Source organism: Euzebya sp., from assembly GCF_964222135.1.
GTDB lineage: Bacteria > Actinomycetota > Nitriliruptoria > Euzebyales > Euzebyaceae > Euzebya.
In genome coordinates this window covers 220,333-246,686 of sequence record NZ_CAXQBR010000003.1, presented here as the reverse complement: position 1 = coordinate 246,686, position 26,354 = coordinate 220,333, and the positions used below count along the sequence as shown (strand labels likewise).

Genomic DNA, 26,354 nt, shown 5'->3' with positions numbered 1-26,354 from the left:
CCCTCCACGACGAGATCGTCCGGCTCACCCGCCTTGTCGGCGATCTGGAGACCCTCGCCGCAGCCGACGCCGCGCGGCTGACCATGCGCCACGAGCCCGTCGACCTCGCCGACGTCGCCGCCCGGGCGGCTGCCTCGGTGCAGACCCCGGCTGTGGACGCTGACCTCGACGTCCACACCGAGTTCACCACCGCGCCGGTCCAGGGCGACCCCGACCGGCTCCACCAGGTGGTGCTGAACCTCCTGAGCAATGCGATCAAGTTCACCCCGCCGGGGGGTCGGGTGACCGTCACCACCCGGGGCCGCGACGGGGTCGCGGAGCTCCTGGTCGACGACACCGGTCCGGGCGTGCCACCGGACGAGACCGCGCACCTGTTCGAGCGGTTCTCCCAGGGCGAACTCGGCAAGGCAGCCGGAGGGTCGGGCATCGGGCTGGCCGTCGCGACGGAGCTCACCACCGCCCACGGCGGCATGCTCACCGTCGATTCCAACGCCGCAGGCGGCGCCCGCTTCACCCTTCGTCTACCACGATCCACTCCCGCCGGATGACCGACACCAGGGAACGGTCGGGGACGATGCCGGCGGCCAGATCGATCGCCGATCGCGGCGAACGTCAAGTCCCTCCGGCGATGGTGACCGTGCCGCGCATCCCTGAGTGGTAGTGGCCTGGCACGTGGCAGCCAATGAGGATCTCGTCGGGCTCTGTGAACGTCCAGGTCGTCTACGGTCTCGCCCGGCGGGAGGGTGAGGGTGTAGGGGGTTCGCCAGCCCCGTGATCCATCTCCCGCCATCTCCTCGTCGTGGGCCTGCTGCGTCTCCGCCTCCCCCAGAGTGAAGTCGTGAGCCAACGCCGCACCTCACCAGCGGTTCGCCCGTGCCCTCAAGGTGGGCAAGGAGGAGATCGCGGGTCTGGTCGCTGCTGTTCGCAGATACGTCACGCTGGACCACGAAGCGGAGCGACGCGGCTGGTACGAAGTTGTCGAGCAGTGGCGGACACATCTCCAGGGCTTGCCCGGTGTTGCGGTCTCAGTCGATCAACGCAACGAGGCCGGCCAACCGGTTCCGCGCCTCAGCGTGGTCATCGACCCGGCGGTCGTGGGTCGCACCGCCGAGGACGTCGTCTTCGCCTTGATGCAGGGCGAACCCTCGATCGCCGTCCTTGCCGACGGACGGGACGGGCTGTACATCAGCCCGGACATGCTGCAACCCGGCGACGACGAGGTGGTACGAGAGCGGCTTCTGAGCCTCATCAACGCGCGGCCTTGACCCGCCTTGGACCTGTCCCCCTCTCACCCCATCCCGTCATCTGGTCCCGTGACAGTGAGCTCGGTTACGTCGCTGTACACGCCGTCTACACAGGTCACCGTGGTGCCCACAAACGGTGTCAATCACGTCGCGAACCGTCAGGTCTGTGACGGGTAGATGGCGGCGGACCCGACTGGGCGCGAATTGGATCAGTCGATGTTGGGGAGGGCGAGCTCCTGCACCAGGACCCGCGTTCCCTGGATCACCTTCTGGTCCGTGCACCAAGGGCGATGGCGTTCAAGCTCATGCAAGCCGGCAGGCGCGGTGGCGGCGCATTAGCGGACGCGAACTCGTTCCACTCGTTCGAGCCGGCGCCACCTTCTCAACGGCGAACTACAAGACGCACCCGACGCGTGGAAGGAGGTCGCTCACACCTCATGACCGGGTGCGCCGCCCCGGCCCATCCACCAGTCTGGACCATAGCGCCTACCTGATGCCGAGCTGTTTCAGACGACTCCAGCGCGTCGTCGTACTGCGCGAACGCCTGCCCGGTGTTGAACGGCGGATCCAAGTAGGCCAGCCGCACCTGGCCAACGTGATGGGGCGCGAACTCCGACAGGTGGGTCAACGAGCGCAGGGCGGCGAGCGCGTCGCCGTGGGCCATCTTCGGTGACGCCGAGGTCCCCCATGACCTCCTGATGGGCGCCGCGTGGATCATCAACCTCGCGATCGCGGAATGGGTCCTCGGCACCTGGCGCATCCGTCGGCCACGGGCTCCAGCCGTGCAGGCAGCAGAGCTGCCATGACCCCCGCTGTGCCCGGATCCGGCATCCCGGTCACCTACGAGTTCCGCATCCAAGACCACCTCGACGACCGCTGGGCCCGCTGGTTCGACGGTCTCACCCTCACCCGCGAGCCGGACGGAACCACGACGTTGCGCGGCGCGGTGGCCGACCAGGCCGCGCTGCACGGCGTCCTCAACAACCTCCGCGACCTCGGCACCACGCTGATCTCGATGCAGGTCCTGGAGGCCCTGGAGCAGTTGACGGGCGATGAACGGTCCGAGCTCCGACGCTGCCAGGCATTGATGAGCAGCGGCCATGTGCAGATTTGTATTCGGCGTGTGAACGGCAGCGGGTGTGCGGCGCCATGTCACGCGGCGACACGCCGCGGTGAACCCGCTCCAAGGTGGCGGACATCGTGAACGGGGGCCGGCCAGGAGATCGCCCGTTCGCTTGGCGTCGGACTCGGGCCTGTCGCGCCGTCAACGAGATGCTCGACAGGTCGCGACCGGATGGCACATCGTCACCCGGTTGTCAACCCCGCTTTGCAATAAAGGATGCTGTTCAGTCGACCGGCGACAGTACGAGCGACAGTACGCCGCTGAATCTGGCGGGGTGGATGAGGTCTGTGCGCCGACACGCGCGCGGCCAGTGTGATCGTAAAACCCCAGGTCAGGACGATTTTAGCCACCGCGTCTCGATCAGCCGGCGGCGCCGAGATCCGGCGTTGTGGTCGCGAAGGTCGCGGGTTCGATTCCCGTCGGTCACCCTCCGGAGGAACGCCACCGTGGTCCTGCCAGGGGCGGGCCGCTACACTCCTCCGCCGTTCGGGTCTCTAGCTCAATTGGCAGAGCAACGGTCTCTTAAATCGTCGGTTCGGGGTTCGATCCCCCGGGGACCCACCAGTCAGAGCCAGCCGTAGGCGCGCAGGATCGGATCGCGCACCCGCCGTTCGTACGTGCGGGCGCGGTGGCAGTTCGCGCAGACGACGTCGCACTTGGCGAGCTCAGCGTGCACCGAGCTCCGGCCCATGCGGCTGCGCATCGCCTGGGCGTCGCCCCGCTTCGCACCCCGCACGTGGTCGAGGTCCATCGCCTCGACGGGGAGGACGCGGTGGCAGTCCGCGCAGGGCACCGCCTTCGCGCGCCGGATGAGCTCCGCCACCGCTTCCCGGAGGGCCGCGCGGTGGCGACTGCGGACCTCGACGTGGCGATGCCCCTCCGTGCGGTAGTACCGCCGGTTGTAGGTCGCCTTGCACTCCTTGCAGGTCGTCTGCCGCCCGTCCGCACGGCCACGGTGGCGGTGGAACGCCTCGAGGGGCTTGGCCGCACCGCAGGTCGAGCACACCTTCATGCCGGTGACCTCCTCTCGGCCGCCCTGGCAGCCGTGCGCACCCGGTGGCACACCGCGCAGACGACCTCGCACTTGGCGATCTCCTGCACCAGCCGTTCGGTCGGCACGTGGTTGCGGGCGGAACCGATGTCGAAGTCCTTGGTGTCCCGCACGTGGTCGAAGTCGAGTTGGTAGGGGTGCCACCACCGACCGCAGTCGGTGCACGGCACCGCCTTCGCCTCGGCGATCACCTGGGCGTTCACCGCCTTCAGGACACGCCGGCGCGCCGCAGAGCGGCTCCTGTGGACCGCGCCGCTCCGCTGGTACCACTCGTGCTGATACGCCCGCATGCACCCCCGACACCTCGAGCGACGCGTCCCCCTCGCCCGGTCCTTCCACGCGAAGTCCGCGGGCGGCTTCGCCTGCCCGCATCCGGTGCACGTCCTGGTCTCATCCACGCACCCATCGAAGCACCCGCCTGTGACACTCCCCCGCCTACCCTGTGGGCATGTGCGGACGCTACGTGGCGACGAAGGACGCCGACGGCCTGGTCGCCTTCTTCATGCTCGACGAGCGCGACCCCCGGAGCCGGGACGAGCGGGTCCGCTGGGACGGCCCGGCGAGCTACAACGTCGCCCCGACCGACCAGGTCCCCGCCCTGGTGCGCCACGACGGACAGCTCGTGCTGACGGGGTTCCGCTGGGGCCTGGTCCCCTTCTGGGCCGAGGACCCGAAGATCGGCGCGCGGATGATCAACGCCCGCGCCGAGACCGTCGCCACGAAGTCCGCGTTCGCGGAGTCCTTCGAGCAGCGCCGCTGCCTGCTGCCCGCCGACGGCTTCTTCGAGTGGCAGAAGCTCGACGGCCAGCGCCTCCCCTGGTTCGTCCACCGCACCGACGGCGAGCCGATGGTCTTCGCCGGCATCTGGTCGACCTGGCGGGACCGCTCGACGTCCGACGGCCACCGCCTGCTGACCTGCTCGATCCTGACCACCGACGCCAACCACACCCTCGAGGACGTCCACGACCGCATGCCGGTCGTCCTCGAGCGCGAGGAGTGGGACGCGTGGCTCGACCCCCAGGCCGACCCCGGGAACCTGAAGGCGCTGCTCGACCCCGCCCCGGACGACGCCGTCGAGCGCTACCGGGTCTCGACGCGCGTCAACTCGGTCCGCACCAACGAGCCGTCCCTTCTCGAACCGGTCGACGACGAGTCGGACGCCGCCGTCGTGGGGCTCGGCCACGCGTCGCTCGACGGCCAGCAGTCCCTCTTCGGCTGACCGCACGCCCGAGGCTCAGCCCGAGCTGTCCGGCACCGTCGGCGGCCGGGAGATCGCGGGCGCCGGCGGCGGGGTGGGCGTCGGTGCCGGTGTCGGCTCGGTGCTGGGCGCGGGCGTGGTGGGCTCCGGCTCCGGAGGGGGCGGAGGGGTCGTCGGGGCCGGCGCCGGGGTGGTCGGCTGCGCGGTCGGCGAGGGCGCCGGCGCGGTCGGCTCCTCGGTCTGGATGCCGTCGTCCGGGGTCGTGTCCGCGGTGTCCCCTGCGGGCGTCGCGGTGCCGGCGGACTCGCCGAGGGCGGGGCTGAACGCGTTCGTGTTGCCGTAGACCTCCACCGACATGCCGATCGGCACGCGGTCGAAGAGCCACTGGGCGTCGGCACGGGTGACCCGGACGCACCCGTGGGATGCCGGGTAGGCGGGCACGGAGTTCGACCCGTGGATCGCCCAGCCCCGGTGGAAGTACATCGGGTCGTACAGCGTGCCGAGCGGCGCGTTGCGGACCCCTCGGATGTGGCGCTCGACGGTGAAGGACCCGACCGGCGTCAACGACACCGCGGACCCGCCGCCGGCGGTCGAGTACGTCTCCCCCGAACCAGATGAGATCGGGAGGATCCGCGCCAGCTCCCCGCCCTGGACGAGGTAGAGCACCTGATCGTCGAGGTCGACCTCGATGCGGTTCGCCGGGCCGCCCCGCAGCTCCGGGATGACGGGCGACTCGAGCGCCGCGACGGTGTTCGGCCCGATCACGCCGTCGGCGACGAGCCCCTGCACCTTCTGGAAGGCCTGCACCGCGCTCGCGGTGGCGGGTCCGGCCGCACCGTCGATCGCCCCGACGTAGTAGCCGAGGTCGGTGAGGCGCTGCTGGACGTGGGCGACCTGGTCGTCGGGCGTCTCGCCGGACGGCGGCTCGGTCGTCGGCACCGGCGCCGGCGGCGTGGTCGCCACCGGCGTCGGCGTGGCCGTCGGTGTCGCGGGCGCCTCGGTCGTGGGCTCGGGCACCGCGACGACGGTCGGCTCCTCGGTCGGGCCGCGGCCGGTGGGGAGCCCGCCGCTCAGCACCGCGGCCGAGGCGACTCCGGCCACCGCGGCAACCGTCGCGAGGGCGATGAGGAGTGTTCTCTTCATGTGTGGGGAAGCAATCCGGTCGAGTTGCGAGGTCAGCAGCCCTGACCCCCGTCACGCCCGTTATGACGCATGAGCGAACCACAAGGTTCACACGTCCGCACGAAAATTGCTCCCCCGACCGTGATGGCCGGCTCCCCCCGTCGTTGGACCTGCCGATGGACCACGAGCTCCGCACCGACAGCACCACCCGCACCGTCGCGGTGGTGATCCGCTACGCCACCGACCTCGACCACGCCGTCGACGTGCTGCTGGCGGAGTTCGGGTTCGACGCGACGTTCCAGGCGCTCGCCGGGATCACCGACGAGATCCGGGCGCACCAGGCCATGTGGATCGCGCTCGCGGCGCAGTCCGACGCGCCGACCGGCTAACGCGCCCGGACCGCGAGCAGCCGTTCAGCCACCGCATCGGCCAGCGCGGCGCTGACCGCCGCCTCGCCGCCCACGACCGTCACCGCGACCAGCCCGTCGGCCCGACGCTCGAGCAGGTCGGCGACGGCACCCGACGCGGACAGGTCCCTGCCGGCGGCGAGCGGGAGCAGCATCCCGCCGAGCGCAGCGACGGACGCCCCGGCGGCGAGCGCGTCGGGGAAGTCGTCCCCCGACACCAGGAACGCCCGGTCGGTGTGGCCCCCCTCTCGGACCGTCCGCTCCACCAGCGCAGCCGCGGTGGCGAAGCGGTCCGCACCACCGAGCCGCTCGGTGACCCGCCCCTCCCCCACCTCTGCCTCGACAGCCTCGCTGACGGCAGCGACCCCACCGGCGATGAGGACCCGCGCGGGCGCCAGGGCCTCCACGGCGGCCCGGGTGGCGGGGGGCACCTCGTCGGCCCCGGTCAGCAGGATCACCCGACCCGACCCCGCCGCCAGGGGCCCGGCGACGAGGGCATCGGGGAACGCGGTCCCGCTCGCGAGCACCACGTCAGGCGTGAACCCCTCCGGCAGGCCCGCCCCCTCCTCCCCCGCCGGCTGCGGTGGCGCGCCCGCGTCCAGACCCTGCCCGGTGGTCACCTGCCCCACCGCGGTGGCGATGGCCGCGGCCGTCGCGTAGCGAGAGGCACCGGCGACCCTGACCACGTCCTCGACGCCGACGTCGGCGATGGCGGCGAGGACCGCCTCGGCGACGGCCGCGGGGCCGCCGACGACCGCCACCGTGGAGGGGGCCAGCCGCGCGATCTCCGCGGCCGTGCGGTCGTCGAGAGCATCGGTGCCGGTCAGCAGCAGCGGGCCGCCGAGGGCGGCGGCGAGGGGGGTCGCGGCGAGCGCGTCGGGGAAGTCCCCCGCGGCGGCGACCACCAGGCCGTCGACCGTGACCGGGTCGGGGAAGGTGCCGACGCTCAACGCGACGGCGGTGGCGATCCGGTCCTCGCCGCCGACGCGATCGAGGTGGGGGACGTTGGGCACGTCGGCCACCGGCAGCCGGGTGGCCGGTCGGCGGTCGAAGGCCTCGGTCCAGACCCGACCGTCGAACCCGCCAGGCGGGGGGTGCAGGCCGAGCAGCCAGGCGATCGTCGGCGCGATGTCGATGTTCTCGCCCTGGGAGGGGTCGCGGACGTCATCGGCGGGGCCGTCCTCGACGGGGTCCAGGGGGGTGGCCGGTGCGGCGTCGTTTGCCCGCAGGCCGTCCCAGCCGCCGGCGACGATCTGGGGGATCGGCAACGTGACGACGTGCCCGTGGTTGCCGGGGATCGGGTTGGACAGGGGTGTGGGCTCGGTGATGCGGTAGCCGTCGGCGACCACGACGACCAGGTCCCCGACCCGGTCGCCCGTCAGCCCCCAGTCCGGCCGGGTCGCGCCCACCCAGTGCTGCTCCCCGCCGTCGGCAGGGTTGGGGTGGGTGTACCAGCCCTCGACGACCCCCTCGGTGGCCAGGGCGACCTCGCGCATGGCCGCCAGCAGGTCCGCGGCGCCGGCGGCCTCGGGAGCGAGCAGCCAGTAGGTGCACGCCCCGCCGTTCTGCGCGGCCCCGTACTGCCCGGCCAGGCCGGGGATCTCGTCGAACGCCGGCGAAAGGGTGACGATCGCGTCGGGGAGGGACCAGTCCATCGAGTGGTCGGCGGTTACGAGGAGGACCGTCCGGTCCCAGCCGCCGTCGGCCTGCAGGGCGTCGACGAGCTGGCGGACCTGGGCGTCGGCGGTCTGCAAGGTCACGGTCCGCAGGGCCGGGGGCAGGCCGGTCGGGTCCCCGAGGGAGCCGGTCGGGTCGACGTGGCCGACCCGGTCGACGTCGCCGAGGGACATCCACAGCAGGTCCGGCCCGAGCTCGGCCAGGAACGCGACGGCATCGGCCCCGACCTCGGCGTCCACCGCCGCGCCCGAGACCGGGACGATGAACGGGTCGTTGACCGCATCGGCGTCGGTCGTCTGCGGGTCCACCCGGCGGTGGCGGGTCATCGCGACCACGTACTCCTTCGACGTGGCGGCGGCGGCCACCAGGTCCGGTGCCTGCCGGGCGATCAGGGAGTAGATCGAGTCGCACTGCAGGTACCGCGGCTCGAGCCCGACGTCGTCGGGCAGGTACGCCACGGCGTTGCCGGGCATCCCGTGCCGGTCGGCACGCATGCCGGTGATCATCGAGACGTGGTTGGGCGTCGTCTCGGCGATCATCTGGGCGCGGGAGTGCGGGAAGTACCACCCGTCCGTCGCCAGCTGGGCGAGGGTCGGCATCTGCCACACCTCGTCGGGTCGCAGGCCGTCGATGGTGATGAGGACGACGCGGACCCAGTCCTCACCGGCGCTCGGGGTCTGGGCGCTCGCGGGTGCGGGGCCAGCGGTGGCGGTCAGCCCACCCGCGACGGCGGCGACGGCAGACGTCCGGAGCAACGCGCGACGTGTCAGCTGTGGCATCGGGACTGCTCCGGTTCCGCCGGTCGTGCTGCAGGGCCGCAGGAGCGTACCGACCGCCACGCCGGGCGTGGTGGCTAGGCTCGTCCGGGTGGCACCGCACCCCTCCCCCGGTCCGGTCCCCTTCGACGACCGGTTGCGAGCAGCGGCCCGGGCCCGGTTGGCCGCAGCCGCGCCGGTGGCGGTCGACGGGGACGGGCTGCGGGCGGCGGCGGTCTGCGTCGCGCTGGTGGAGGGGGAGGGTGGCGACGCCGCGATGGTCCTGTGCCGCCGGGGAGGGGTGGGGAGCCACCGCCACCAGTGGGGGCTGCCCGGCGGGTCGGTCGACGTCGGGGAGACCGCGGAGCAGGCGGCCGTGCGCGAGCTGGCGGAGGAGGTCGGGCTCGAGGCCGTCGAGGTGCTGGGCCGGATGGACGACTACGTCACCCGGTCGGGCTTCCACCTCTCCCCCTTCGTGGTGTGGTGCCCGGCCCAGCGGCCGGTGGTCGCGAGTCCGCGGGAGATCGCCTCGGTGCACCGGGTCCCCCTCGCCCACGTCGGTCGGGAGGGGTCGGCGATGTGGGAGCGGATCCCCCAGAGCGACCGCCCGGTCCTGTCGGTGCACCTCGGCCGCCACCACGTGTACGCCCCGACCGCGGCGGTGATCCACCAGTTCGCCGAGTGGGTCCTGCGGGACCGCCGCACCTCGGTGGCGGACGTCGAGGAGCCGGTCTTCGCCTGGCGGTGAGGCGCCGGTCCCCCGGACGTACCCTTCGGACCCGCGCGCGAGTGGTGGAATCGGCAGACACGCTGGGTTTAGGTCCCAGTGCCCGCAAGGGTGTGGGGGTTCAAATCCCCCCTCGCGCACCGCGCTGACCAGGGGTTTTGCGGTTGGCCGATATAGACAACACCTCTAGTTATGAGTTTGCTGTCACAGATCTGTCACGAGAATCGTCGTACAGTTCGGACATGCAGGGCTCGGTGTACTCCTACCGAACGGCGCGCGGCGCGCGCCGGTGGGGGTACGTCTACGACCTGCCGGCCGACCCGATGACCGGCAAGCGCCGCCAGCAGCGCAAGCAGGGCTTCGAGTCCCAACGCGACGCGTCCAAGGCCCTCCGGGACCTGATGGTCCAGGCCGACGGCGGCGTCGTGATCCCGCGGGACTCGGTGACCGTGGCGCAGTTCCTCCTCGACGAGTGGCTGCCGTCCAAGGCCCCCGGCCAGCCAGGCAGCGGACGCCGATCGCGGGGCCGGCTCGGCGTGTCGAGCTGGCAGAGCTACACCGACTACATCCGCGCCTACCTCGTCCCGACCATCGGCGCGGTGAAGCTGCAGGACCTGACACCAGCCCACCTCGAGCGGGCCTACAGCGAGCTGGAGCGCTCCGGCGGCCGTGCCGGGCGCGGCCTGTCGGCGAAGACGCTGGCCAACCTGCACGGGATCCTCCACAAAGCCCTCGCGGACGCGGTGCGGTGGGACCGTGTCGTCCGCAACGTCGCCGACGTGGTGGACGGGCCCCGGGCTGATCGTCCGCGCACCGAGGTGTGGACGGTCGAGGAGCTGCGCGCGTTCATCCGCCACGTCGAGGACGACGAGTACTACGCGCTGTGGTTGCTGTACGCGACGACGGGGCTGCGGCGCGGCGAGGCCCTCGGGCTGTGCTGGCCGGACCTGGACCTGGTGAACGGGTTGGCGACCGTGAACCAGACCCTCGGCAGCCTGCACGGCAAGGCGGTCTGGAAGCCGCGGCCGAAGTCGGAGGCATCGGCCAGGACGCTCGCGCTGGACCCATCGACCGTCCGGGCGCTGAAGGAGCACCGCAAGCGGCAGCTCGAGTGGCAGCTGCTCGCCGGTCCAGGCTGGCAGGCCGAACCGGAGGACGTCCGTGGCTTCGCCCGCGCCGAGGCGGTCTTCACCTGGCCCGACGGCGGGCTCATCAACCCGGAGCGCGTCTCGAAGTGGTTCGAGCGGCACGTCCGTGCGGCCGGGCTGCCGAAGGTGCGGCTGCACGACGTCCGCCACTCCTACGCCACGGCGGCACTGCGACAGGCCACCGGCTGGCACGAGGTCAAGACGCTGTCACGCCGGCTGGGGCATGCCAGCGTCGGGATGACGCTCGACACGTACGCCCATGCGCTTCCGGCGGACGACCGGCTCCAGGCCGACACGCTCGCACGCGTGTTGCTCGGACCCGAGTAGCGCACGTCCGGTCAGCTCTTGTCGGGCGCCAGCTGGTCGAGCCACTGCATGGCCGCGGTGGGTGGTGGCTCGGTGAGGCCCATGAGGGCGAGGAGGACCGCAACCGGGACGTGCAGGCGGCCCGAGAACCGGACGACGGGGAGGTCGCCGCGGTCGACGGCGCGGTAGGCGCTGCTGCGGCTGATCCCGATGACGTCGGCGGCCTGCTGGACGGTGATGAAAGCCGGTAGGGCACGGTAGCGCTCGAGCAGGGCATCGGCCACCGCGTCGGCGTCGCCGTCGGGAGGGATCGTGGCCGTGCCCGTGGTGGTGGTTCGGATCGCCATGGCTTCTCCTTCGCCGTGCTGCCTCCGCACCGGACGAAGGCACTTGGACCCGATCGGACGTATGACGTCGCCCGTCTGTGTCATCGACCTCCATGTACGCCGACGCGTTCCCGTCCTGATGCCGCTCGCGAAGATCCTCGAAGTCGCTGACACAACCGACCCCCTGCTCCCGTCCAACCAGACACACGTCTTGCACACGAGGACGGCAGGGAGGCAGCAGGTCGGATGTCGGGGGTTCAGAACGCCAGGTGTGACCGGTGACGGTGTCGATGCGGGTGATGTCCGCGGGCGCCGGCTACCGCTACCTGCTGGACTCCGTCGCCGTCGGCGACGCCGCCCGCGAGCCCGGACGTGGGCTGGCGGACTACTACACCGCCGAGGGCTGTCCACCGGGCCGTTGGCTCGGATCAGGACTGCCGACCCTGGGCAGCGGGCAGCTGCGCACGGGCGATGTGGTCACCGAGGAGCAGGTGGCACGCCTGCTGGGCCAGGGCCGCGATCCGCTCACAGGTGAGCCGTTGGGACGCGCCTACCCCCAGTACCGATCACGCGCGGAGCGGATCGCCGACCGCGTCGCCGAGCTCAACCCGAACCTGGCCGACGACGCCCGCGCGGCCGCCGTCGAGCAGATCGAGGCCGAGGAGGCCACGCGGCGGTCCCGGCGTGCGGTGGCCGGGTTCGACCTGACCTTCAGCGTGCCGAAGTCGGTCTCAGTCCTCTGGGCGCTCGCCGACGAGCGCACCCGCGCTCAGATCGTCGCCGCGCACCACGCCGCGATTGCCGACGTGATCGGCTTGCTCGAGCGTGAGGTCGCTGCGACCCGGATGGGGGCGAGGGGCCCGGAGAGTGCGGTCGCCCAGGTCCCTGTGGCCGGAGTGATCGCCGCGGCGTTCGACCACTACGACTCCCGCGCCGGCGACCCGCAGCTCCACACCCACGTCGTGATCGCCAACAAGGCCAAGACGGTCCTCGACGGCAAGTGGCGTGCACTGGACGGCAGGCCGGTGCATGCCGCGATGGTGGCGCTGTCCGAGCACTACAACGCCGTCCTCGCCGACCGGCTCACCGACACCCTCGGCGTCGTCTGGACCCAACGCGACCGCGGCGCCGATCGCAACCCGGCGTGGGAGATCGCCGGCGTCCCCGACGAGCTCCTCGACGTCTTCTCGTCCCGCACCACCGACATCCAAGTCGCGAAGGATCAGCTGATCGCCGACTACGTCGCCACCCACGGCCACCAGCCCTCGGCGAAGACGATCCTGAAGCTGCGCCAGCAGGCCACGTTGGCGACCCGGCCGGAGAAGGCGCTGCACTCCCTCTCGGACCTCACCGACCGCTGGCGGACAACAGCGGAGACGCATGGCCACTCCCCCGCCGACTGGCTGACGCACGTGCCGGGCGGCAGGTCACAGCAGCAGTTGCGCGCGTCGGACCTGTCGCCGACGACCGTCGAAGGGATCGCCGCCACGGTCGTCGAGGCGGTCGGAGAGCGTCGGTCGACATGGCGCAGGTGGAACCTGCACGCCGAAGCCACCCGCCAACTCATGGGCGTCCGCTTCGCCAGCACCGGCGACCGCGAGGCCGTGCTCGCGAGCGTCGTGCACGCAGCGGAGCGTGCGTCGGTGCAACTCGCCCCGCCCGACCTCGCGACAGTCCCGACCGAGCTCCGGCGCGAAGACGGCACGAGCATGCTCCGGCCGCGCCACTCGGAGGTGTTCACCTCAGCCGAACTCCTCGCGGCCGAAGACCGCCTGCTCCAGCTGTCGCGTGCAATGCACGCACCGCAGGTCCCTGCAGCCACCGTGGCCCACCACGCCGACGGGCTCGGCGACGACCAGGTCGCCGCGATCACACAAGTCGCCACGTCCGGTCGTGTGGTCGATGTCCTCGTCGGCCCAGCAGGGGCCGGCAAGACCACCACCATGCGCGCCCTCCGGACCGCGTGGGAGTACCTCTACGGCGCCGGCACGGTGGTCGGCCTTGCGCCGTCTGCCGCGGCTGCCGAAGTGCTCGGCGCCGACCTCGAGGTGGACACCGACACCACCGCGAAATGGCTCCACGAGTTCGCGGCTGGCCGTCTCGCGCTCCGTGCCGGCCAGCTGGTGATCGTCGACGAAGCCTCCCTCGCCGGCACCCACACCCTCCACCACCTCGCCACCGCCACAGCAGACGCCGGCGCCAAGCTGCTCCTCGTCGGCGACCCCGCCCAACTCGCCGCCGTCGACGCCAGCGGAGCGTTCAGGTTGCTCGCCACCGACCGCGACGGTGTCGCCGAGCTCACCGACGTCCGACGGTTCCACCACGACTGGGAGAAGCACGCGAGCCTGCAACTGCGAAACGGCAACATCTCCGTCCTCGACACCTACGATCAGCACGGCCGGCTCCACGACGGCGACACCGAGGCGATGCTTGACGCTGCCTACGACGCCTGGCAGGCCGACCTCGTCGCCGGCAAGACCAGCCTCCTCATCGCCCCGACCCGCGATCACGTCACCGTGCTCAACCAGCGCGCCCACGATGACCGGGTCAAGGTTGGCGACGTCGACCCGCGCGTGATCGTGCGCCTCCGCGATCGCACGCTCGCCGGGGTTGGCGATGTGATCGTGACCCGCCGCAACCACCGCGCGATCGCCGACGCCTCCGGCCGCTGGCCGCGCAACGGCGACCGCTGGACCGTCACCGCCATCCAGCCCGACGGCACCCTCACCGCCCGCGGCAACGGCGGCACCGTCCGCCTGCCGGCTGACTACGTCGCCGAGCACGTCGAGCTGGGCTACGCCGTCACCGCCCACAGGGCTCAAGGCGCGACCGTCGATACCGCCCACGCCATCGTCACGCCGACGATGACCCGGGAGACCCTCTACGTCGCCATGACCCGCGGCCGGGACTCAAACACCGCCTACACCACCACCGACAAGGCTGACCTCGAACCCCACCAGGACGACGGCGACCCATCAGGCCGGACCGTGCTCGCCGGCGTGCTCGCTCGGGTCGGTGCCGAGCCCTCCGTCCACGAGACACTGCGGGACGAGCAGGACCGCTGGGGCAGCATTGCCCAGCTCGCCGCGGAGTACGACACTATCGCCGCAGCAGCTCAACGCGATCGCTGGACCCGCCTGATCCGGGCGTGCGGACTCACCAACATCCAGGCCGACCAAGTCCTCGCCTCCGATGCATTCGGCGCCCTTGCAACCGCCCTCCGTACCGCCGAGGCGCACCACCTGCCGGCGGACGAGTTCGTTCCCGGGCTCGTCGACGCCCGCAACCTCCACGACGCCAAAGGCATCGCCGCCGTTCTCCACCACCGCGTCACCACCGTCACCGCCCGCATCGCCAGGACCCAACAGCAGCCACCAGACCTGATCGCCGGGCTCATCCCGAGGGCCACCGGTCCCATGACCCCCGACATGCGAACCGTCCTCGACGAACGCCACCAGCTCATCGAACGGCGAGCCCGCAGCGTCGTCGGCGCCGCGATCGCCCAACGCGAACCGTGGCTCCGCCACCTCGGACCCATACCTCAGAACTGGCACGGCCGTGACCGGTGGGTGCGCACCGCCGTCACCATCGCCGCCTACCGCGACCGCCACGGCATCACCACCACGAGCCCCCTCGGCCCCGATACAGTCAGCGACCTTCGGCAGGCCGATGCCGCCCGAGCCCGCGAGGCCATGAACCGCCTGCGTCTGGTCCGCGCTCTAGACCCGGGCACCGGGTCCCGTCGATCAGTCCAGCGAGACGGACCAGCGCCAGGTCGATCGTTGTGAGAGCAAGGGATACCGCAGCGTCGTGTCTTGTGCCGTGCAGTTCTGCTCTCGCATGGGGGAGCCAGCGTGGGGTCGCTGGTGGGACAGCGGATCGTGTCGGATCTCGGGAGACCGCGGTTGACGGTTCGCGGCCAGCCCCGTCTCGGTTGACGGTTCACCGGTGGCTGTGGTGCTGGACTCGGTACCGCTGGTCATTCTCCGTATGTGGCGATCCGGGTGCGACATGGCCGACAGGTGGACCTGGGCTGCCTTCGCGAAGCCTTGGCGGTTCTGGTCGCAGCGGGTTGGCACCGTAGAGATTGTGACCGAATCCAACTTCACCGCTGGCGCGGAGCCGAGCCCTCGCGTGCTGCGTGCCTACATCGATGAGTCCTACCGGGGCATGGGCGACGGGCACGGCGTCTACCTGTTCGCCGCCACGCTGTTGTGGTCCGACGCGGAGGAGGACGTACGGGAGACCCTAAGACGGGCGCTGCCGGGCCGGATGCATCGCTTCCACTGGCGCAATGACCGCCGCACGGTGCGGCAGCAGGCGGTCACCACGGTGCTAGGTCTCGGGGTCCCCCACATCGTGGTGTTCCAGGTCGAAATCGACCGCCGACGTCAGGAGCGAGCGCGTCAGCACGCCCAGTGGCAGCTCACCATCGACTTGGTGAGCCGCGGTGTGTCTGAGCTGGTGTATGAGGCCCGTGAGCGCAAGCAGGACGAGAAGGATCAACGCACCATCATGGCCATCCGCAAGGCGGAGGTGGTGCCGCCCACGACAGGGTTCCGGTTTGCCAGGCCTCTCGATGAGCCGCTGCTGTGGATCCCCGACATCGTCCTGGGCATGGTCGGGTCAGCCAAGGCGCAGCCGACGGAGGCGCACTGGTTCGCGGAGGCGCTTGCCGAACTCGACATCATCGAAGTACCTCTGGGGGACCCGCCCTAGGCCCAGAATGACGAAAGGCCCGAGTCCCGTCTTCCGGCGGGGACCTCGGACCTTCTCCCTACCGCACCGCGGCAGGTACATCCTAGTGTGCCCGAATGGGGCGCAGAAGCAACCCTTCAACTCGAGAGGGACCTGAAGGGCTACCCGACCAGCGGGATGCGGAGAATCTGCCCAGGCTGAATCCTGTCGGGGTCGTCCAGCTGGTCCTTGTTGGCCGCGAAGACCGCGTCCGTCGTGGTCGTCCCATACTGCTGCCCTGCGGCGATGCCGCTGAGGGTGTCACCCGGCTGGACCTGTTGCAGCCGAAAGCCGGTGTAGTCATCCAGGATCGCCGGGCCGAACACAACAGGGATCCGGTTGGTGTCGAACCCGGGCTTCTCCCCTTCGTCGTCGGCAGGGTTGTCCCCGAAGACCTCGACCACCAGCTGGCTTCCGCCGGAGTAGTCCCCGAGGTCAACGTCGATGCCGAAGTTGTCCATGACGACCATCCCACCGCCCTGGACTCCGCCCTCTACCACGATGTTGTTGTCCTCATCGAGAACGTGCCAGCCGACGGTCCCTTCGAAGCCGTGACCGACGCCGGCGATGGTGAAGCGACGCCCCACGAGGTCGTGCGGGACGGGCTGGCGGACCTGGACGCTGCGCGTGTCCGTAAACATGCTGTACCTCCGAACTCATGTTCGATTACTCTGGCCACTCTAGCGTGCGTGCCCACGCCAGTGTCACGTCCGGCGTGGGCACCGCCGGTGAGATCACCGGGTCGTGATGGTGACAGTCCGGGTGATCCGGACTGGGACAGTCCGGGTACCACCGCCTGGGCGCTTCACTCGGACTCGACGTGTGACGGTGCGGGACGTGCGCCGGGTACTCACTTCCGCCCCTTGGGGGCTCGTTGAGAGAGCGCCGATGCCGCCGCGGTCTTGGACGCCTTGCTGGTTCGTCCGTCCCTGAGCACCTTCGACGCCGCCTTCGCAGCCCGCGGTCCTGTTCGTCTTCCTCTGGCCATGTCCTCACGATCCTTTCGGTGTGAAGGCCGTACCGGACGCACGACCTCATCACCTACTAGGAACGCGGCGGGGCGATTCCTTGCACACCGGTTGGGGCGCGTCGATGGGTGCGAGATGCCGACTCTCGCAGGATGGCCTTGCTGACCGTGGCGGGCGTTCGCGACCGGATCTGCTTGGCTGCTGGCGTGCCCAGCGAGGAGCGGTCCAGGAGCCGCTCCATGTCGATGCGCCGCTGCGAGCTCATGACGCCTTCCGTGCAGCGCTGCGAGCTCGGTTCAGTCGGGATCCGACCTGGGAGACGGTGGTTGGTCGTCCGTTGGTGGTCATCAACTCTGCGATCTCCTCGTAGCTGTAGCCGAGTGCCCGTAGTCGGAACATGGCCTGCACGTCGGGGGGCATGGCCGCAAGCGACGCGTCGACGTCCACCTTGGTCTCCACCGAGTGGGAGGGGTCGACGGCCAGGTCGTTGTGGTCGACGTCGACCTTGGCGTAGTTGCGGATCTGCTCGTTAGCGCGGCGCTGGTCTCGTTCCCATCGGATGTAGACGTTGGGCAGCTCCATGAAGCAGCGGCCCACGAAGAAGGTCTTCAACGACGCGCCTCCAGCGGGCGTCCACCGCTTGGCTGGGTTGGGATGCATCAGCGTCTTGTCCCTGAACGCCGTGACGGCGGCGATCATCAACTCGGCGACGACCTCACAGGCGTCATCTCCCTGCAGCTGCAAGCCTTCAGGGATCTTGCCCATCCCGTACACGCCGCGGCCGCCGCCGTGCGCCGCCATCATGCGTCGCACGGACCCGGTGATCATCCAGGCCATGAACACGCCGTAGCCGTAGTCGATCAATGCCTTGGCGAAGCTCTTGTACTCGGGCGTCCTGGTGTCGAAGCCCTGCATCTGCAGGACGGTGAGGATCTCCGCCTCCGCTTGCCGCTGTAGGGCCCTGGAGGTCTCGAGGTCTTCAACCTTCGCCAGCTCACTCAGCAGCCAGTCGTCGTTGTCAGCACCGTTGTCGGGTTGTAGGTGGTTGCTGCCGCGGAGCCAGGTGTCTGGCCCGGTATCACCAGCAGCGGAGGTCACGCTCCCAAGTTCCTCGACAGGCACCGTCGGGAGGACTCCCGACGGTCCCTCTTAGGAATGCAACTCAGCGATTCCTTGCATCGCTGGCGAAATATCTTTGGCCTCCATAGCAACTACGGTGACACGCACCTGCGACGTCCGCTTTGAGGGCTGCCACCCCCACGAGTCGGAACGTGAAACGCCTCCGCAGGGCCGGGGGATCCGGGTGGGGACGTCGGGTGTGGGGACGACAGGACGTTCGCTCTACTGGCGACCCCCCGTCTTGACGAGGCGGAAGCGCCAGTGCGGCACACACCCGCCCGACCCCGGTGGTGGCTGATCAGAACAGCTGGAGGGGAAGCCCTTCAGCCAAGATCGGTTCGATGACGGCCGGGGTCCAGGTCCGGTGTCCGCGACAGGCCGTGCGGATGGCTACTGCGCGGCCGCGAGCGCCGCGACGGTCAGCTTTGAATGCGGTCGGCACGGGGCCTCGCTGGATGGTGTCGGCCCGGTTGTCCTCCGCGGTGCCAGGTCGACGGTGGTCGGGGCGGAAACAGGACGGCTCGTCGCAGGAGTGCAACGCCCACACGTCGCCTGGCAAGTCGATGCCGAGACGTCCGGCCAGGGCAAGACGGTGAGCGGCGTGGATGTCGTGATGGGCGATGGCGAACTGGCCGTAGCCGTTGTCCGCGATTCCTCCGGTCCAGTACCAACAGCCCTCAGGACGGCTGTTCGGGGCACGACAGACCTTCGCGGCGAAGCGGGCCGCCACCATTCCCCCACCGGCCGGGACGCCGGGGTGTGACGCAGTCCTGCTTGCCCTTTCATCTCGCCGGGGGCGTCGGCCTGGGGCGGCTCCACGGGAGGCTGGCTACCAGCCGGCGTGGTGTGGCTGGGCGATGGCGGCGGTCCGGTTGCGGAGCTCGTTCATCGTGTGTTCCCGGTTCATTCGAGACAGCGACGATCTGCGGAGGTCGGCGTACAGGTCGACGAAGTTCGCGCCCACGTCGCGCCAGCGCTGTGCGAGGGCCGGTGCGTCGCGCCGAAGGCTGACATCGATGGCCTTCTCCAGTCGTGGAGATGGCCCCTCTTGTCGGACCAGGCCGACGTAGCCGAGGCCGTCGTAAACCTCCTGGAACTTGTCGTCTTGGACCTTGGCGTGGTCGAGCATGAACTGGAAGCGGGTCTGGATGGCGTAGAAACCGAGGTCTTTCGCCATGTTCAGGAGCGTGGGGTGGCGTCGGCGGGTGACCAGGACGGGGCAGATGAGGGTGTCGGGGCGCTCTTGTTGGAGGAGTGCTGATCGGTGCAGGAGGCCATGCACGTCAGAGTCTCTGGGGTACAGCCACCGGCGGATGTTCTTCATCTCGAACCCGAGGACGATGCTCTCCATCCCGGTGGTGGTGGGGACGTTCAGGTAGGCGGCGTCGTCGTAGCTGCCGCCGGCGAGGTTGACCCCGAGCAGGGTGGTGACGTCACCTGGTGGTCCGGTCACGGAGAGACCGATGTAGTTGCGGTGGCGCAGGGTGGTGTGCAGAACGCGGTCACCGGCCACGCCGATGATGCCGTCGGGGTAGTCCTCGGAGAAGGGTCCGCTGGCCCATCCCATGTAGCGGCCATGCAGCATGGCTTTCGTGCGGATGGCCTGGTCCACCTTGCCTTTGCGGCGGTGGGTGTTGGTGGTGGCGACCAGGGAGACGCTGCGGCCTCCGTAGGTCGCGTGTTCGATGTCGACGAGCTCGCCGGCGTCGCGCAGCGCCTGGCGGACCTCTGAGAGGATGTGGGGCTGCACCGCGAGGGGGACACCTGGCCAGACCACGTCGGCGATGCGGGCTTCAACTTCGCGCCAAGGGCCTGCGTAGGCGGTGTCGAGGAAGTCCCGCACGGCTTGCAGGCCGTAGCTGTAGTAGGGCTCCTCGGGCATGGAGGAGATCTTCTCGATTTCGAGCGGCTGGCGCTACCTATGTAGGACTTCGCTGGGTCGCGGGGCGGGCGGGGGCCTTGGGGCGCTCTGCGGAGGCGAGTCGCTTGCGCCTGGAAGGGAGTCGCGAACGGTGGGGTGGTGCTGCACACGAAGGTACGAATCCACCGGAAGAGGCCCGAGGTCTGAAGCGTCCCGGGCTTCATGCATCCACGGCGAGGGCGACGATGTAGTCGTCCGTCGGGGTCGCGCACGAGCGCGGGCGGACGCCGGAGCTGATGCGGTGGTCTCAGGCGACCGCGACCTTCTCGAATTCGACGATCCTCCGGTTGCCATCTGGTCCCCGGGCGACGCGCTCCAACACCTGCACGTCCCCGGTTCTTGAGCGTCGAGGTTCTCTCTCCCGCTGTCACAGACCCGTCACGAAATGTCTGAACCAGCATGGAACTACACGGGACGGACTGAAAACGGGACGAGACAAAACCGCAGTTCAGCGGCATTTCGTGGCACTCGGCGGGACGAGTTGAAACGGGTTCGACGAGATTTAGGTCCCAGTGCCCGCAAGGGTGTGGGGGTTCAAATCCCCCCTCGCGCACCGACCGAGCTGAACCGCAGCCCTGCTTGAACGCCAGCAGTCGATGTGCCTCGTCCGCGTTGTCGGCCCAGCAACCAGCGTCCGTCCACCGCACCAGCGAGACCATAGGGGCTCGGACGATCGTCGTGAGGACGGGGGATCGCCCCGTGTCGCACCTCGCAGCGACAGCGGTCAAGTAGCGGGGGATCTCCTAGGCTCGGCGTACGCGCAACTCCCCGTCCCTCCAGACGGCGATGCACCCGACGAGGTCGTCGAGGTCAACCGACTCGCTGAGACGTCCCATCACGTCGCGGATCGCTCGCGGGGAGTGGTGGTCGAGCCTGATCACCAGCACGCCACCACGGGTGCCCGGCGGATGTGCGCGGACGTCGCCGAGCCCCCTGTCGAGGGTCACCAGGAGCTTGCCGTCCGCGGTGGCAGCAGCGAGCACGCTCGGGTCGTCGGCTCCGCCGAGACCTTCGGCGACCACCGTGTCGACGTGACCCGCACGCTCCAACGCAAGGGCGGCAGATCCGGGCAGGTTCTCGTCGAGCTTGATCTTCACGAGGCCGTGACGGCCGGATACTCGTCGCGAGCAAGCTCTGCGCCGTACGCCGCCGCCGCCCTGATGCCCTCGGCGGTCAACGTCGGGTACTCGGCCACGATCTCCGCTTCGGTCATCCCGTGTGCGAGCGCGTCGAGGATGACGCTGACCATGATCCGCGTGCCCCGCACCGTGGCTTGACCGTGGCACACCGTTGGGTCGCGCACGATGAGCGCACGCTGGTCCGTGGTCATGTCAGCAAGGGTAACCGTGTCCCACCGAGCGGTGCGCACACGGCCTCCCCGCCACAGGTTGTCGCCAAGTCGCTCGTCTAGACCGTCGGCTACCCGACTGCATCGAGCGTTCTCGCGAACACGCCTCCCCCTCGGAGATCGGCCGATCTGCTAGGAGTCTGTGACGTCGAGATCAGCGAGGGGGACCTCGATCATCGTGCCGTTCTCCCACTGGACCTGGACGAGCACCTCCACCGCGCGTCAGACGAGCAGCGAGGACGCCGATCGAGCCGCGCCGTCGACCCAGCAGCCAGCGCCCGTCCACCGCACCAGCGAGACCCATCCGGGCTCGGACGATCGTCGTGAGGGCGGGGGATCTCCCATGGGATGAACGTGTAGACGAAATCGTCTACAGGGGCGTAGGATGGCGCGATGGGTGACACCACGACCGTCCGAGTTGACCGGCGTACGCACGACGCATTGAAGCGGCTGGCCCAGGAGCGTGGCGTGACGGTCACTGAGACCGTTGCCGCCGCCGTCCGCCTCCTCCGCCAGGACCAGATGGGTGCGGAGCTCGCGAGCCCGCTCGGTGACGGGGAGGTGGAGTGGCTCGATGCCGACCTCCGGTGACGTGGTTCGCGTCGACCTGGGGACGCCGGTTGGCTCTGAGGCAGGGATGATCCGCCCCGCCGTGGTCGTCACCGCGCAACGGGTTCTCGAGCACTCGCCGACGGTCGTGCAGGTGGTGCCCTTGACCAGGACCATCCGCGGGTGGACCTCGGAGGTCACCATCTCGGCTGACCCCGGTCTTGGGCTCGATCAGGTGTCGGCGGCACAGTGCCAGCACATCCGTGCAGTGTCGACGCACCGGATCGTCGATGCGGTCGGCAACGTCGGTCCGGTGTCGCTGCGCCAGATCAGGGAGACCGTGGCCGTCCTCCTCGACCTCTGAGACGGCGGCTCTCGGGCGGGTGAGTAGCCGGGGGGATTCGCACCCCCCGGCCCTCTCAGAACCGGACGTGAACCTCTCGACTCATCCGGCTCCCATTACCCGGCGCTGTACGGGGGCGCCAACTGCCAGTGTGCGAACAGCGACTGGTTGGATCGCGCGATCCGGGCCAGGAACTGCACGGCCCGACGAGGGCTTAGGCGCATCCGCTTGTATTTCTGCATCGCCCAGCGGATCAGGTATTCGTTGATCTGCTGGAGCACGGTGAGGATCAACCGGGAGCGGTAGAAGCGTCCGTAGTAGTTGATCCAGCCGCGCACGATCGGGTTGATGAAGGCGGCGATGTCCTGCAGGCCTTGACTGGTCCGCAGGTGCAGCCGCCAGCGTCTGACCTGTTGCCGCTTCGCCTTGGCAGCGGTGGTGCTGATGGCCGGCAGGAACCCGACGAAGAACTCGCCGGTCTTGCTCATGGCCTTGCGCGGCCGAAAGGTGTAGCCGAGGAAGTCAAACGACTCGTGCTCGTGAGAGCCCGGCCGGTTGCTGCTCTTGCAGTACACGATCCGGGTCTTGTCCGGGTGCAGTTGCAGCCCGCACTCGACCAACCGCTTGCCGATGGCATCCAGCACCTGCTCGGCTTGTGCCAGGCTGGTGCAGTGGACGATGGCGTCGTCGGCGTAGCGTTCAAACGGCACCGAAGGAAAGGCCCGTCGCAGCCATACGTCAAACGCGTAGTGAAGGAACAGATTCGCCAACACGGGTGAGATCGCTGACCCTTGCGGAGTACCACGATCCCTCTGGACCAGCGTGCCGTCCGGCCGTTGCAGCGGCGCGGTTAGCCACCGCTGCACGTACAGCAAGATCCAGCGCTGGTCGGTGTGGTGGGCAACCGCGTTGAGCATCAGCTGGTGGTCGACGGAATCGAAGAACGATTTGACGTCCAGATCGATTGCCCAGTCATACTTCCAGCATCGCTGGCGACATGTGTCGAGTGCATCATGTGCACTCCGACCCGGCCGGTAGCCATAGGAGTCCTCATCAAAGATCGGTTCAACGATCTTCTCCAACTCCGCAGCGACCACCGTCTGGGCGATCCGGTCGGCCACGGTGGGCACACCTAACGGACGGATCCCTCCGCCCTGTTTGGGTATCTCCACCAGTTTGACCGGCGGGGGAAAGTAGCTCCCCGACGACAGCCGGTTCCACAACTTGTACAAGTTCCCTTTCAGGTCTTGCCCAAACTGCTGTAGCGATTGCTCATCAACGCCTGCCCCACCCCTGTTGTTCTCAACCTTTCGATAGGCCTGCCAAACGGCATGCTTTGAAACATCAAACGGCTTCAGCGTTGTCTCATTCAACGGGTTCCTCCCATCCTTGCCGGATGGTTGACCTGAACAACTCGACGAGGTAACCCATCCCCTTGGCTCCACCCGCATTACACAGGTTTCACAGCTACTACGAGATGGTCCGCCCCTGTGCCCCACTACCGGTACTCAATCCCTCACGGCCTTCCACCGCTTGAGACACTCCCTCTCAACGACTGGGTTCGCTGCGACAGATTCGCATTGTTCATCCAGTGTCGGTTCTACGGGCGACAGGTTCCCACGTTCCATGCAAGACCCAAAGTCAAGATCACGCCACCTCCATGCCGGACACCACCCACGCAATAGACAGGCACCCCATGGGCTCATCCCGAGATCCGGAAACCATCTCGGTTTTGATGTCGTCGATTTCCTTTCGACACCTCAGCAGTGGTTCGCTCGTGCTCGTCTTCTTGACTCACACCTGACCCACTCAACGGCGGGCCTTTTCCGCAACGCTCACCACCCCGGCTCTTTACCGACGCAGCTTGCGGTGGTTTGGAACCTCCCCCTGCAGGGCGGTTCCGAAGGGCCATACCTTCATGTCTTGCACAGTTCAGCATTCAGTGCATTGACGATCTCCTACACCGTCAACACCTCCTCATGCACTCGTGGCACACTTTCCGGGCGTCCTGTAGAAGTAGTCGGTCGCTGACGGGGGCAGGGGCGGTGGAGGTGCTGGTCAGCGCGACGGGGAGGCCTGGTGGCGCCTGCGGTGGGGTGCGCACGACCTGAGACACGATTCCGGGGCTTCCAGGCTCCCGAGATCGAAAGGTCATCAGGTCGTGCGCGTGACCACGGTATTCAACAAACTGCTTCGCCTCACGGGCGTGTGGGTCACCGCGGTGGACTTCACCGCCGACACCGTCGTCGTCGACGTGACGCTGAAGCGCCGACAGCTGGTCTGCCCGGAGTGTGGCTAGTCGACTCGGGCGACGCACAACACTCAGCAGCGGCCCTCGACGTGGCGGGCGTTGGACATGGGCGTCTGGCAGGTCACCATCCGCGCGACGCTGCGCCGGTTGCACTGCCGGCCCTGTGACCGGGTGATCGTCGAAGAGGTCCCCTTCGCCCGCCATCGGGCCCGGTTCACCCGGGGCTTCGACGACCTCATCGCCTGGCTGGCCCAGCGGTGCGACAAGACCGCGATCACCCAACTGTGCCGCGTCAACTGGCGGACCGTCGGCGCGGTCATCGAACGGGTCGTGGCCGACCAACTCGACGACGCCCGCCTCGATGATCTCTTCGAGATCGGCGTCGATGAGATCAGCTACCGCAAGCAACATCACTACCTGACCGTGGTCGCCAACCACCGCACCGGCCGGATCGTGTGGGCCGGCGAGGGCCGCTCGGCGGCCACCCTCGATGCGTTCTTCGACGCCCTCGGCACCGACCGCGCCCACCAGCTCACCGCCGTGTCCGTCGACATGTCACCCGCCTTCGGCAAGTCCATCCGCGGCCACACCGACGCGGTCGTCTGCTACGACCCCTTCCACGTCGTGATGTTGGCCACCAAGGCCCTGGACGTCGTTCGCCGCGAGCACTGGAACCTGCTGCGCGCCCAGGCCGGCCCGGCCGACGCCAAGCGGTTCAAGGGTGCCCGCTGGGCGTTGCTGAAACGGCCTGAGGACCTCACCGACACCCAGGCCGAGCAGCTCGCGGCGTTCAAGCGGGCCGGCGGGGCGATGTGGCGGGCCTACCAGCTCAAGGAAGCCCTCCGGGCGATCTTCGCAGACGACCTCCGTCACACCGACGTCACCGTGCTGTTGGACCGGTGGTGCGCCTGGGCGCAACGCTGCCGGCTGGCGCCGTTCGTCAAGCTGGCCCGCACCATCCGCGGCCACCGCGACGGCATCCTCGCCGCGGTCCGCCTCGGTATCACCAACGGCCGAGTCGAGGGACTGAACAACCGGGTCCGCTTGATCACCCGACGCGCCTTCGGGTTCCACTCCGCCGCAGCCGTCGCCGCCCTCGTCATGCTCTGCTGTGGCCCCATCCACATCGACCTGCCTCACTCGAAGTGACCAGATCAGCTACCTCCAACTACTGCAGGAGACCCCACTTTCCGCGGAAACGTCCGTGGCCTCGAAGATCGCTGCTAGCCCCAGGAGAGGATGTTCGGCTGGGAACGCCCCATGGCCGCGTCGATCCGCGCTGGACGGGGTCCCCACGGCGCGTCCGTCGATGGGCCGTGAGCATCCGTCTGCACAGGACGTGTCGCCGCGTGTAATCTGCGAGGCATGCCTGAAGGTCAGCGCGTCAACGTCACCCTCGACGAGGAGCGCGCTGCGAAGCTCTCGCGACTCGCCGCGCGAGTGCATGTCGCCGAAGGCACCTTGGCCCGGTCACTGCTCTCCAGCGCCATCGACGACGCTGACCCCGACCCCGACAACGTCGTGGCGCTGCTCGACGCGATCCCCGGTGCATTCGACCGTGCCCAGCTCGGTCTGCGCCAGACCGCCGAGGGCGGCACCATCCCCCTGGCCGACCTGTAGCAGTGGCTCGCGTCGAGCTCGCCGCCGCCGCGGTCGAGGACCTCACCCACCTGACGGCGGTGCTCTCCCTCCCGCAGGACACCACCGACCGGGTCCGCCGCAGCCTCGAACCGCTTGCCGACTTCCCGCGCCTCGGAGCGGAGCTCGGCGGACGCTGGGCGCCGGTGCGGTTCATCCTCGGGCCCTGGCGGTGGATGCTGATCCTCTACACGTACGAGGAAGAGGCTGACCGTGTGGTCATCGTGACCATCCAAGACGCACGGTCCGGCAGCGCCGCCAGGGGATGACGCGGCGGGAGATGCGGGCCGCACGACGCAAGACGCCGGACGGTGGTGCTGGCGGCTCACCGAGCTCGACGAGGGCGCTGCCATCGCAGGCCGCGACATCCGATGGCGGCTTGGTGGCGGCCTGCCG

25 protein-coding genes, 2 tRNA genes and 1 pseudogene are annotated in these 26,354 nt (G+C 69.3%); 17 read left to right on the top strand and 11 right to left on the bottom strand.

The genetic code is table 11. From position 1 onward, the window contains the following. The 4 genes from ACEQ2X_RS01980 to ACEQ2X_RS01965 form a co-directional block, all read left to right on the top strand. Positions 1-548, top strand: a 548-nt coding sequence (locus ACEQ2X_RS01980) for a sensor histidine kinase (protein WP_370324053.1), incomplete at its 5' end; no start/stop codon positions are given. A 336-nt stretch (positions 549-884) separates the two neighbouring features. After that, positions 885-1,265, top strand: a complete 381-nt coding sequence (locus tag ACEQ2X_RS01975) for a hypothetical protein (protein ID WP_370324052.1) — start codon at positions 885-887, stop codon at positions 1,263-1,265. 793 nt (positions 1,266-2,058) lie between these two features. Further along, positions 2,059-2,448, top strand: coding sequence for a hypothetical protein (locus ACEQ2X_RS01970; RefSeq protein WP_370324051.1), 390 nt, complete (start codon positions 2,059-2,061; stop codon positions 2,446-2,448). Positions 2,449-2,855: 407 nt separating this feature from the next. Next, positions 2,856-2,931: transfer RNA gene (locus tag ACEQ2X_RS01965), tRNA-Lys, on the top strand. Between the two features lies 1 nt (position 2,932). Here the strand turns inward: ACEQ2X_RS01965 and ACEQ2X_RS01960 are convergent. Both ACEQ2X_RS01960 and ACEQ2X_RS01955 read right to left on the bottom strand, forming a co-directional pair. After that, positions 2,933-3,379 carry a hypothetical protein gene (locus ACEQ2X_RS01960; RefSeq protein ID WP_370324050.1) on the bottom strand — a complete coding sequence of 149 codons (447 nt, stop codon included), beginning with the start codon at positions 3,377-3,379 and terminating at the stop codon, positions 2,933-2,935. Beyond that, entirely contained in the window at positions 3,376-3,708 is a 333-nt protein-coding gene (locus ACEQ2X_RS01955; RefSeq protein ID WP_372530533.1) for a hypothetical protein, read from the bottom strand. Before ACEQ2X_RS01955 ends, ACEQ2X_RS01960 begins: the two co-directional genes overlap by 4 nt. 158 nt (positions 3,709-3,866) lie before the next feature. Here ACEQ2X_RS01955 and ACEQ2X_RS01950 point away from each other — a divergent pair, with 158 nt between their 5' ends. Then, complete coding sequence (locus ACEQ2X_RS01950) at positions 3,867-4,637, top strand: SOS response-associated peptidase (protein WP_370324048.1); 771 nt, start codon at positions 3,867-3,869, stop codon at positions 4,635-4,637. A gap of 15 nt (positions 4,638-4,652) precedes the next feature. Here ACEQ2X_RS01950 and ACEQ2X_RS01945 read toward each other — a convergent pair whose 3' ends face one another. Then, entirely contained in the window at positions 4,653-5,759 is a 1,107-nt protein-coding gene (locus tag ACEQ2X_RS01945; RefSeq protein ID WP_370324047.1) for a L,D-transpeptidase family protein, read from the bottom strand. 155 nt (positions 5,760-5,914) lie between these two features. Here ACEQ2X_RS01945 and ACEQ2X_RS01940 point away from each other — a divergent pair, with 155 nt between their 5' ends. Continuing rightward, positions 5,915-6,127: a hypothetical protein gene (locus tag ACEQ2X_RS01940; RefSeq protein ID WP_370324046.1), complete on the top strand. Its 213-nt coding sequence runs from the start codon at positions 5,915-5,917 to the stop codon at positions 6,125-6,127. On the opposite strand, the gene ACEQ2X_RS01935 is transcribed toward ACEQ2X_RS01940, so the two are convergent. Continuing rightward, on the bottom strand, positions 6,124-8,601 hold the full coding sequence (locus tag ACEQ2X_RS01935) for a cell wall-binding repeat-containing protein (RefSeq protein WP_370324045.1): 2,478 nt from the start codon (positions 8,599-8,601) through the stop codon (positions 6,124-6,126). The two genes, ACEQ2X_RS01940 and ACEQ2X_RS01935, sit on opposite strands and share 4 nt — an antisense overlap. 88 nt (positions 8,602-8,689) lie before the next feature. Here ACEQ2X_RS01935 and ACEQ2X_RS01930 point away from each other — a divergent pair, with 88 nt between their 5' ends. The 3 genes from ACEQ2X_RS01930 (at position 8,690) to ACEQ2X_RS01920 (ending at position 10,779) form a co-directional block, all read left to right on the top strand. Further along, entirely contained in the window at positions 8,690-9,325 is a 636-nt protein-coding gene (locus ACEQ2X_RS01930; RefSeq protein ID WP_370324044.1) for a CoA pyrophosphatase, read from the top strand. A 35-nt stretch (positions 9,326-9,360) separates the two neighbouring features. Then, positions 9,361-9,444 (top strand) — tRNA-Leu (locus tag ACEQ2X_RS01925). Positions 9,445-9,546: 102 nt separating this feature from the next. Next, positions 9,547-10,779 (top strand): tyrosine-type recombinase/integrase, encoded by a 1,233-nt coding sequence (locus ACEQ2X_RS01920; protein ID WP_370324043.1) that lies wholly within the window; start codon positions 9,547-9,549, stop codon positions 10,777-10,779. Positions 10,780-10,790: 11 nt separating this feature from the next. Here ACEQ2X_RS01920 and ACEQ2X_RS01915 read toward each other — a convergent pair whose 3' ends face one another. Continuing rightward, a complete protein-coding gene (locus ACEQ2X_RS01915; protein ID WP_370324042.1) occupies positions 10,791-11,105 on the bottom strand; it encodes a helix-turn-helix domain-containing protein in 315 nt (104 codons plus the stop codon). Between the two features lie 257 nt (positions 11,106-11,362). Between ACEQ2X_RS01915 and mobF the strand changes: the two genes are divergently transcribed. Continuing rightward, positions 11,363-14,872, top strand: coding sequence for a MobF family relaxase (mobF, locus tag ACEQ2X_RS01910; RefSeq protein WP_370324041.1), 3,510 nt, complete (start codon positions 11,363-11,365; stop codon positions 14,870-14,872). A 160-nt stretch (positions 14,873-15,032) separates the two neighbouring features. After that, complete coding sequence (locus ACEQ2X_RS01905; protein WP_370324040.1) at positions 15,033-15,803, top strand: hypothetical protein; 771 nt, start codon at positions 15,033-15,035, stop codon at positions 15,801-15,803. 140 nt (positions 15,804-15,943) lie between these two features. Here the strand turns inward: ACEQ2X_RS01905 and ACEQ2X_RS01900 are convergent, their stop codons facing one another. The 5 genes from ACEQ2X_RS01900 to ACEQ2X_RS01880 form a co-directional block, all read right to left on the bottom strand. After that, entirely contained in the window at positions 15,944-16,462 is a 519-nt protein-coding gene (locus ACEQ2X_RS01900; protein ID WP_370324039.1) for a Gmad2 immunoglobulin-like domain-containing protein, read from the bottom strand. 588 nt (positions 16,463-17,050) lie between these two features. Further along, positions 17,051-17,887, bottom strand: a complete 837-nt coding sequence (locus ACEQ2X_RS01895; RefSeq protein WP_370324038.1) for an RNA polymerase sigma factor — start codon at positions 17,885-17,887, stop codon at positions 17,051-17,053. Positions 17,888-18,737: 850 nt separating this feature from the next. After that, on the bottom strand, positions 18,738-19,790 hold the full coding sequence (locus ACEQ2X_RS01890) for a hypothetical protein (RefSeq protein WP_370324037.1): 1,053 nt from the start codon (positions 19,788-19,790) through the stop codon (positions 18,738-18,740). A 782-nt stretch (positions 19,791-20,572) separates the two neighbouring features. Continuing rightward, a complete protein-coding gene (locus tag ACEQ2X_RS01885) occupies positions 20,573-20,926 on the bottom strand; it encodes a DUF5615 family PIN-like protein (protein WP_370324036.1) in 354 nt (117 codons plus the stop codon). Further along, positions 20,923-21,159: a DUF433 domain-containing protein gene (locus ACEQ2X_RS01880; RefSeq protein WP_370324035.1), complete on the bottom strand. Its 237-nt coding sequence runs from the start codon at positions 21,157-21,159 to the stop codon at positions 20,923-20,925. Before ACEQ2X_RS01880 ends, ACEQ2X_RS01885 begins: the two co-directional genes overlap by 4 nt. Positions 21,160-21,645: 486 nt before the next feature. On the opposite strand from ACEQ2X_RS01880, the gene ACEQ2X_RS01875 reads away from it, so the two are divergent. Together ACEQ2X_RS01875 and ACEQ2X_RS01870 are read left to right on the top strand one after the other, a co-directional pair. Next, entirely contained in the window at positions 21,646-21,768 is a 123-nt protein-coding gene (locus tag ACEQ2X_RS01875) for a hypothetical protein (RefSeq protein WP_370324034.1), read from the top strand. Beyond that, complete coding sequence (locus tag ACEQ2X_RS01870; protein ID WP_370324033.1) at positions 21,752-22,090, top strand: type II toxin-antitoxin system PemK/MazF family toxin; 339 nt, start codon at positions 21,752-21,754, stop codon at positions 22,088-22,090. The genes ACEQ2X_RS01875 and ACEQ2X_RS01870 overlap by 17 nt, the downstream gene beginning before the upstream one ends. 95 nt (positions 22,091-22,185) lie before the next feature. Here the strand turns inward: ACEQ2X_RS01870 and ltrA are convergent, their stop codons facing one another. Then, complete coding sequence (ltrA, locus tag ACEQ2X_RS01865) at positions 22,186-23,442, bottom strand: group II intron reverse transcriptase/maturase (RefSeq protein ID WP_370324032.1); 1,257 nt, start codon at positions 23,440-23,442, stop codon at positions 22,186-22,188. A gap of 794 nt (positions 23,443-24,236) precedes the next feature. On the opposite strand from ltrA, the gene ACEQ2X_RS01860 reads away from it, so the two are divergent. The 4 genes and pseudogenes from ACEQ2X_RS01860 to ACEQ2X_RS01845 all read left to right on the top strand — a co-directional run bounded on the left by ACEQ2X_RS01860 (position 24,237) and on the right by ACEQ2X_RS01845 (position 26,227). Next, positions 24,237-24,368 carry a hypothetical protein gene (locus ACEQ2X_RS01860; RefSeq protein WP_372530532.1) on the top strand — a complete coding sequence of 44 codons (132 nt, stop codon included), beginning with the start codon at positions 24,237-24,239 and terminating at the stop codon, positions 24,366-24,368. A gap of 24 nt (positions 24,369-24,392) precedes the next feature. Next, positions 24,393-25,469 (top strand): annotated as a pseudogene (locus ACEQ2X_RS01855) (ISL3 family transposase); the annotation flags it as partial. 216 nt (positions 25,470-25,685) lie between these two features. After that, positions 25,686-25,940, top strand: coding sequence for a hypothetical protein (locus ACEQ2X_RS01850; RefSeq protein ID WP_370324030.1), 255 nt, complete (start codon positions 25,686-25,688; stop codon positions 25,938-25,940). Between the two features lie 2 nt (positions 25,941-25,942). Continuing rightward, positions 25,943-26,227, top strand: a complete 285-nt coding sequence (locus ACEQ2X_RS01845) for a type II toxin-antitoxin system RelE/ParE family toxin (RefSeq protein ID WP_370324029.1) — start codon at positions 25,943-25,945, stop codon at positions 26,225-26,227. Positions 26,228-26,354 lie beyond the last annotated feature (127 nt).

Excerpts from the sequence above, each read along its gene's own strand:
- ACEQ2X_RS01960 (WP_370324050.1), bottom strand. The coding sequence starts at position 3,379 with ATGAAGGTGTGCTCGACCTGCGGTGCGGCCAAGCCCCTCGAGGCGTTC.
- ACEQ2X_RS01955 (WP_372530533.1), bottom strand. The coding sequence starts at position 3,708 with ATGCGGGCGTATCAGCACGAGTGGTACCAGCGGAGCGGCGCGGTCCAC.
- ACEQ2X_RS01950 (WP_370324048.1), top strand. The coding sequence starts at position 3,867 with ATGTGCGGACGCTACGTGGCGACGAAGGACGCCGACGGCCTGGTCGCC.
- ACEQ2X_RS01945 (WP_370324047.1), bottom strand. The coding sequence starts at position 5,759 with ATGAAGAGAACACTCCTCATCGCCCTCGCGACGGTTGCCGCGGTGGCC.
- ACEQ2X_RS01940 (WP_370324046.1), top strand. The coding sequence starts at position 5,915 with ATGGACCACGAGCTCCGCACCGACAGCACCACCCGCACCGTCGCGGTG.
- ACEQ2X_RS01935 (WP_370324045.1), bottom strand. The coding sequence starts at position 8,601 with ATGCCACAGCTGACACGTCGCGCGTTGCTCCGGACGTCTGCCGTCGCC.
- ACEQ2X_RS01920 (WP_370324043.1), top strand. The coding sequence starts at position 9,547 with ATGCAGGGCTCGGTGTACTCCTACCGAACGGCGCGCGGCGCGCGCCGG.
- ACEQ2X_RS01915 (WP_370324042.1), bottom strand. The coding sequence starts at position 11,105 with ATGGCGATCCGAACCACCACCACGGGCACGGCCACGATCCCTCCCGAC.
- ACEQ2X_RS01900 (WP_370324039.1), bottom strand. The coding sequence starts at position 16,462 with ATGTTTACGGACACGCGCAGCGTCCAGGTCCGCCAGCCCGTCCCGCAC.
- ACEQ2X_RS01890 (WP_370324037.1), bottom strand. The coding sequence starts at position 19,790 with ATGCCCGAGGAGCCCTACTACAGCTACGGCCTGCAAGCCGTGCGGGAC.
- ACEQ2X_RS01880 (WP_370324035.1), bottom strand. The coding sequence starts at position 21,159 with ATGACCACGGACCAGCGTGCGCTCATCGTGCGCGACCCAACGGTGTGC.
- ACEQ2X_RS01870 (WP_370324033.1), top strand. The coding sequence starts at position 21,752 with ATGCCGACCTCCGGTGACGTGGTTCGCGTCGACCTGGGGACGCCGGTT.
- ACEQ2X_RS01850 (WP_370324030.1), top strand. The coding sequence starts at position 25,686 with ATGCCTGAAGGTCAGCGCGTCAACGTCACCCTCGACGAGGAGCGCGCT.